General features: G+C 75.4%; 7 protein-coding genes. 3 read left to right on the top strand and 4 right to left on the bottom strand.

Annotation, left to right across the window (positions count from 1 at the left end):
- Positions 1 to 88: 88 nt before the first annotated feature.
- Entirely contained in the window at positions 89 to 760 is a 672-nt protein-coding gene (locus tag ACFY15_RS34535) for a helix-turn-helix domain-containing protein (protein WP_390690939.1), read from the bottom strand.
- Positions 761 to 888: 128 nt separating this feature from the next.
- On the opposite strand from ACFY15_RS34535, the gene ACFY15_RS34530 reads away from it, so the two are divergent.
- A complete protein-coding gene (locus tag ACFY15_RS34530) occupies positions 889 to 1395 on the top strand; it encodes an ATP-binding protein (RefSeq protein WP_390826818.1) in 507 nt (168 codons plus the stop codon).
- Here ACFY15_RS34530 and ACFY15_RS34525 read toward each other — a convergent pair.
- Positions 1358 to 1612 (bottom strand): hypothetical protein, encoded by a 255-nt coding sequence (locus ACFY15_RS34525; RefSeq protein ID WP_390690941.1) that lies wholly within the window; start codon positions 1610 to 1612, stop codon positions 1358 to 1360. The two genes, ACFY15_RS34530 and ACFY15_RS34525, sit on opposite strands and share 38 nt — an antisense overlap.
- 309 nt (positions 1613 to 1921) lie before the next feature.
- Between ACFY15_RS34525 and ACFY15_RS34520 the strand changes: the two genes are divergently transcribed.
- On the top strand, positions 1922 to 3475 hold the full coding sequence (locus tag ACFY15_RS34520) for a helix-turn-helix domain-containing protein (RefSeq protein WP_390690942.1): 1554 nt from the start codon (positions 1922 to 1924) through the stop codon (positions 3473 to 3475).
- A gap of 200 nt (positions 3476 to 3675) precedes the next feature.
- Here the strand turns inward: ACFY15_RS34520 and ACFY15_RS34515 are convergent, their stop codons facing one another.
- The gene (locus ACFY15_RS34515; RefSeq protein ID WP_390690943.1) at positions 3676 to 4167 is read right to left on the bottom strand and encodes a hypothetical protein; all 492 of its coding nucleotides are present in this window, start codon (positions 4165 to 4167) and stop codon (positions 3676 to 3678) included.
- Between the two features lie 164 nt (positions 4168 to 4331).
- Complete coding sequence (locus ACFY15_RS34510; RefSeq protein ID WP_390690944.1) at positions 4332 to 5192, bottom strand: TIGR03619 family F420-dependent LLM class oxidoreductase; 861 nt, start codon at positions 5190 to 5192, stop codon at positions 4332 to 4334.
- 145 nt (positions 5193 to 5337) lie between these two features.
- On the opposite strand from ACFY15_RS34510, the gene ACFY15_RS34505 reads away from it, so the two are divergent.
- The gene (locus tag ACFY15_RS34505) at positions 5338 to 6165 is read left to right on the top strand and encodes a hypothetical protein (RefSeq protein ID WP_390826817.1); all 828 of its coding nucleotides are present in this window, start codon (positions 5338 to 5340) and stop codon (positions 6163 to 6165) included.
- Positions 6166 to 6184: the final 19 nt, after the last annotated feature.

Below are 6184 nucleotides of genomic sequence, written 5' to 3'. Positions count from 1 at the left end.
ACACGTCCAGCCCCGACGGGTAGACAGGCATGCGAAGCCTCTGGTGGGCACGGGTTCTTCTTGGTCGAAAACCCATCTACCAGGGGCTTCACCCGCCTGTCAGCCGAACTGACCAACCCGGCCCGCAGGTTGGAAAAGGCTCATTGGGTAGTTCTGCGACCGACAGCAGGTGGTCGATCAGCTCCCGCGTCACCTCCGGCCCACCTGTCTGCCGACAGATCACCGCCTCGTCGATGATGAAGCTGAACGCCGTATAGGGGATCCTCGTCAGGAGGTTCTGGCGTTCCAGGCGGGCCGTGATGCGGACTTCTGCCACGTCGGGTGCGGGGAGCGGCAGGACGTCTCCGACGAGTGCCCACGCATAGGCCTCCGTCTGCAGCAGCCCCGGAATCGACCGGCACTCGTACGTGTTGAGCGCGATCGCCTCCTCCTCCAGCTCCGCCCACTGCCTGAACCAGGACGCCAGCCCCCGCCGTCGCGTGAGCTGCTTCGCGGCGATCTCCAGGACGCCGAAGGCGTCCAGGACCCGCTCCGCCTCCCGGACGAACGTCGCCGAAGGATGTCGACGGCCCTGTTCGACCGCCGCGACGTACTGGACCGAGTAGCCGACCTCGGCGCGGAACTCCTCCTGCGTCAGGCCCGCGCGTTTGCGGAAGGCCTTCACCATCTCCCCGAAGTTCCGCAGGTCGGCATCCGGTCTGACCGCCTCCTTGTCGCCGCCGCCTTGGTCACCAGTCGTCCTGGACGTCGCGCCCGTCATCGCGGTCACCTCCCCGCCACCATGCTCACGGGCCGTCACCGTGCGTGTCCAGGTCGTGGACTACTACTCTTCTCCAGTAGCAGTGCAGGTGCTGGGAACTCCCCAGCCCACGCGGGACGTTCTTCCCCATGACCGCACCCTCCCGCCCCACGCACCCCACCCCACCCCTCGTACGCGTGTTCACTCAGCGTTTCAGCTGCCCCCCCCCCCGCGGCGCCCGGCTGGCCCGTCAGCTGGCGCTGGTGTGCCTGCACGACTGGGGCGTCCCCGAAGGCACTGCCCCCTCCGCCGACGCCGGGCTCGTCGTCGCGGAGCTGGCCTCCAACGCCGCCACGCACGGGCGGGTCGTCGGGCGGGACTTCGAGCTCCGGATGACCCTGCTGGGCGGCGACGACCCCCACGCGCCCGGGGTCCTGCGGCTGGAGGTCTCCGATCCCCGGCGGGACCGCCGTCCCGCCGTCCGGCAGCCGGCCTGCCAGGCGGAGTCGGGCTACGGCCTGCGCATCGTGGACGGCCTCGCGGCCGACTGGGGGGTGGTGGACCGGATCATCGGCAAGACGGTCTGGGCGGAGCTGGCCGTGGGCGACTCCGCGTCGGTCAGGACGGCCGGTCCGGCGTCGGGACCAGGACGCTGACGGTGTACCACGTGGGGTGCTCCAGGCGCCCGCACGGCATGTCGATCCGGATCTCGTCGGCCCGCACCCCGGACCGGGACAGCCCGTCCAGGTACGCGCGCAGCTCGTCCCGGTCCTGAGTGGAGAACCGGCGCTCCCACTGCGCCCCGGCCGGCCGCCGGTTCCAGGCGTCGGCCTCCCGGCGGCGTTGTGCCTTCCGCTTGCGCTGGCCCGGCATCGGGTCCTCCCGTCGGCTCCCCGGCGGCCGCTGTCCGTGGCGGTCGCTACCGTGGCGGTAAGTATCAGGCAGATCTGGGCGGTGGCGGCATGGCCGGGGCGGCGACGGCGGGCACGGAGGTGACCTGCCCCGTGCGGGTGGGGCGTTCCGAGGACGCAGAGGCGGTGGGGGTCGTGGTGCCGTTGGACGGGATGCCCGAGCTCCTCTGAGGCGGCCCGGGGCCGTTCCCGTGGCGGCCTCCACAGCCGCCCCAGGTCAGGGGACTAGCATGCGCGCCGGAGGCCGGTGGACCGGGAAGGCGGGGTGGCGGTGACCGACGTGGTCGGGTGGGGAGTCGGTGCGGTCCGGGAGGCCGAGACGGTCGCCGGGCTGCTCAGGGCCGCCCGTGTCGGGCCCGACGGGAGCCGGGTCGCCGTGCGCAGGGTGCTCGGCTGGCTCGGCCGGGCCGTCGGGGGGTCCGCGCGGATCGGGGGCGGGGAGGGTGGCGGGGGCCGGGAGGCCGTGCTGGTCCGGGACGTCGCCGCCGGGCGCCCCCGTTCCGCCGGGGTCGCGGAGCCCGGGCGGCACCTGCGGGTGCTGGCGCTCGGGCAGGAACGGCCCCATCCGGTGCTGGTCGTCACCCGCCCGTCTCCCTACGACGAGACGGCCGCCGCCCTCGTCGCCCACGCCGCGACCGTCCTGGAGCTGCTCCTGCGGGCCGGTGAGGCCGAGGGGGAGCGGCGCCGGCTGGCCGAGGCGGGGGCGGGGGTGCGGCTGTCGGTGCTCCAACTGCTGATGGGCGGGCAGGTGGCCCTCGCCCAGCGGACGATGGCCGGGTTGCGGCCCGGGCTGCTGGACGCGGACCGCGCGGTGGTGTGTGTGCTGGAGACCCCCCACGGTGAGCGGCGCGAGGTGGCGCGGGCCTGTGAGGGGCTGCTCGCCGGACGGGCACTGGTCGTGCGATGTCCCGCGGACGACGGACACGTCATCGTGGTCGTGCCCGTCACCGGCGACGGCGACACACGCGGCACCGAGGCGGCCCTGCGAGGGTTCGTCGCCGGGCGGGACGGGGTGTTCCTGGGGGTCGGCGACCGGCACCCCCTCTCCCGTGTCGCGGCGGGCTACGACGACGCCGTCCGGAGCCTGGCGGCCGCGCGGCTGGTGCCCGGCCGGGTGGCCGGGCACTCCGCCCGGATCCGGCTGTCGGACGTGCTGGACGCGGGCGCGGCGGCGGGCTGGGCGGCGGGGTTCCTGCGGCCGCTGGCCGGCGTGCCGCCACAGGAGCGCGGCCAGTTGACGGCCACCCTACGGCTCGGACTGGAGTTCACCGCGGTGAACGCGGCCCGGCTGCTCGGGATCAGCCGCAACACCGTGCGGGCGCGGATGGACCGGGCGGCCGCGCTGCTCGGTGTCGATCTGGGTGACGTACGGGACCGGGCGGCGCTCGATCTGGCCCTGAGGTTCCAGGACGAGGTATCCGACCCGGGCCGGGGGTCCGTCGGCCTGGGCCGGCTCCTGGCCGCGGCCCCCGTCGGGGCGTGGGCCCGCGACCTGCTCGCACCGCTGGGCTCCGACGAGCGGGACCTGGGGCGGACCCTGCGGGACTGGGTCGGCGAGAACTGCGCGGTGGGGCCCGCGGCCCGGCGCCGGGGCGTGCATCCGCAGACGGTGCGCGAGCATCTGCGCGGGGTGGAGGGGTTGTTGCGTCGGCAGCTCGTCGCGGGCGGGGGCGGGCTCTACGAGGTGGTCCTCGCGCTCGCGGCGGAAGCCGAGGCGGGCGGCGAGGCGGGCGGCGAGGTCCTGTCCGGGGGGTGTTCGGGCCGGTCAGAGCGGGTGCACCGTGCACCCGTGACAGCCTCCTGTCCCGCGACCGTGCATCCGTGAGGTGGCGGAGGTTCCACCCGGGCTCTAGTTTTCCCCTCAGCGGCGCTCTGAGATCGGTGCCGTCAACGGGGGGATCGGAACCTCAGGTTCCGATCCAGCACGCGGGAGCGTGACGCCGAACCGGGCCCGGAGCCGCTGCTGCGCTCCGGGCCCGGTTCGTCATACCGGGCGGGCGGCCGGGTGGGCCGCCCGGCCCGCGGCTACTTCTTCGTCGGCAGCGCCGGCAGCGACGGGAGCTTGCCCGCCTCGCTCCGCTGGAAGGTGTCCTGGCCCGCGCCCTCCCAGGTGACCTTCAGGGTGGTGGCGTCGACGGAGTCGACCTTGCCCTTGGAACGGGTCGCGCCCGGAGGGCACTTCAGGTCGAGGGAGGTACCCGTCGCGCTGCCCTCGCAGGTCAGGCCGGTGGCGGCCTCGACCACGAGCGCCTTCTGGCCCTTGACCGTGAGCACCACGCCCTTGCCCGGGGTCTGCATCGAGATCCAGCCGCCGTCCAGGGTGCCGGAGCCCGCGCCCGCGCCCGTGTCCGCACCGGCGGTCGGGGCGGTGGTCGGGGTGGAGGCGGTCGGGGCCGAGGCGGCGGGGCTGGGCTTCGCGTCCGCCTTCGGGGAACCGCTGCTGCCGCAGGCGGTCAGGGTCAGGGCGGCGGCCAGGCCGGCGGCGGCGAAGGCGGTGGAGCGCAGGGTGCTGTGCACGGGAAGGTCCCCCAGGAAAGCGAGTTGATCGAGCGACGGAACGCGCCAAAGTACCAGCCGTGCGGGCGGGCCGAGGCACCCGAGGACACGCCCCGCCGCGCCGGTACGGTTCCGGCCGCCGTGTCCCGAAGGGGTCTCGGAATCGTCCCGGGGCGGTGTCCGGATCAGAGGTACCGGGCGTAGTCGTCCAGGGTGCGCAGGACCTCCTCCTCCCGGGCGGAGGGGAGTTGCAGGACGACCTCGTCGATGCCCAGCTCGGCGTAGTGGGCGAGCTTGCCGGGGTTGGGCAGGACGGCGTACGGGACCACCCGGAGGGCCTTCGGGTCGCGCCCTGCGTCCTCCCAGACCCGGCGCAGCACCGGGAGGCTCTCGGTCAGGCCGCCGCCCCCGATGGGGAGCCAGCCGTCGGCGTGGCCGGCGACGGCGGCGAAGAGCTTCGGGCCGGCCGCGCCGCCGATGAGGGTGCGGGGGCCGTACAGCCGCTCGCCGGACGGGAGTTCGCGCGGGGGCGTGGCCGGCTTGGGGTAGGCGAGGCTGGCCTGGACGGAGCCGTACGGGCCCTCGTACGCCGTGGGCTTCGGGGACCACAGGGCGCGCATGAGTGCCATGTGCGCGCCGACCCGTTCGCGCCGGGTGGGCCAGTCGACGCCGTGGTCGGCGGCCTCTTCGACGTTCCAGCCGTAGCCGATGCCGAGGGTGAGGCGTCCGCCGCTGAGGTGGTCGAGGGTGGCGGCCTGCTTGGCGAGGCCGATGGGGTCGTGCTGGGCGACGAGCGTGATGCCGGTTCCGAGATGGAGGCGGCGGGTGACGGCGGCGGCCTGGGCGAGGGCGACGAAGGGGTCGAGGGTGCGGCCGTACTGCTCGGGGAGTTCGCCGCCCATGGGGGCGGCGGTGGTGCGGCTGACCGGGATGTGGGTGTGCTCGGGGAGGTAGAGGCCGGCGAAGCCGCGCTCTTCGAGGGAGTGGGCGAGACGGGTGGGGGAGACGGTGCGGTCGGTGAGGAAGGTGGTCGTGGCGATCCGCATGGGTGGGCACCTCCGAGTCGTCGGGAGGGCCAAGGTACGGGGTCCGGGGTGCGGGTGGCACGGGCTCGGGGCGGGGTGTCCCGGGGGCGGGTGTCCCGCGGCGGGGGTGTGGTGGGCGCGGGGCGCGTGTGGTGGGGTGGTCCGTATGGACGCGATGGAGTCAATGGAGACGATCACCGTTCCGGAGAGCCTGCACGGCTACCCCGGTGTGGCCTTCGGCGGGTACGTGGCCGGGCTGTTGGCGGCCCGGGTGCCGGGCGGGGGCGGCGGGGCCGTGCGGGTGGACTTCCGCCGGCCCGTGCCGACCCGGACCGAGGTACGGCTGGGGCCCGGGGAGGGCGGGACCGGTCCCGGGGCCGTGCTGCTCGGCGCGGACGGGGTGCTGCTGGCCGCCGCGGCGCCGGCGGCCGTGCCCGGTGCGCCCGGCGCTCCCGGCGCTCTCGGCGGGGAGGTGCCGGTGGCGCCCTCCTGGGCGGAGGCCGTGAAGGCCGCCGAGGCCTATCGGGCGGACCCGCCGGACGGGCAGGTCGACTGCTTCGGCTGCGGGCTCGGGCGGACCGCGGCGACGGGGCTGCGGCTGCACTGCGGGGTGGTGCCGGGGCGGGAGCTGGTTGCGGCCGCCTGGACGCCGGACGCGGGGCTGCTGGACCGGGACGGGGCGCTGCCGGCGGAACTGGTGTGGGGGGCGCTGGACTGTCCGGGGAACGCGGCGGGGCGGCTGCTGGCGGGCGGTCCGGCCGGAGCCGTCACCGCTGCGCTGACGGCGCGGGTGTCGGGGGGCGTGCCGGGGGCCGGGTCGGGGTTGGTGTCGTACTCGTGGTTGGTGGGGGTCGAGGGGCGGAAGTGCGTGGTGGGTACCGCCCTTGCCACGGTGGAGGGGGAGGTGTGCGCGGTGGCCGAGGCGCTGTGGGTGCGGCCTCGGGGGGTGGACGGGGGGCATGCGCAGCCGAACGGGGTCCGGTCGCGCGGGTAGGCAGGAGCGGCGGGGCCCG

Source organism: Streptomyces sp. NPDC001373, assembly GCF_042895815.1.
Lineage (GTDB): Bacteria > Actinomycetota > Actinomycetes > Streptomycetales > Streptomycetaceae > Streptomyces.
The sequence above is the reverse complement of the archived record's forward strand: the minus strand, read 5'-3'. Positions and strand labels throughout refer to the sequence as shown.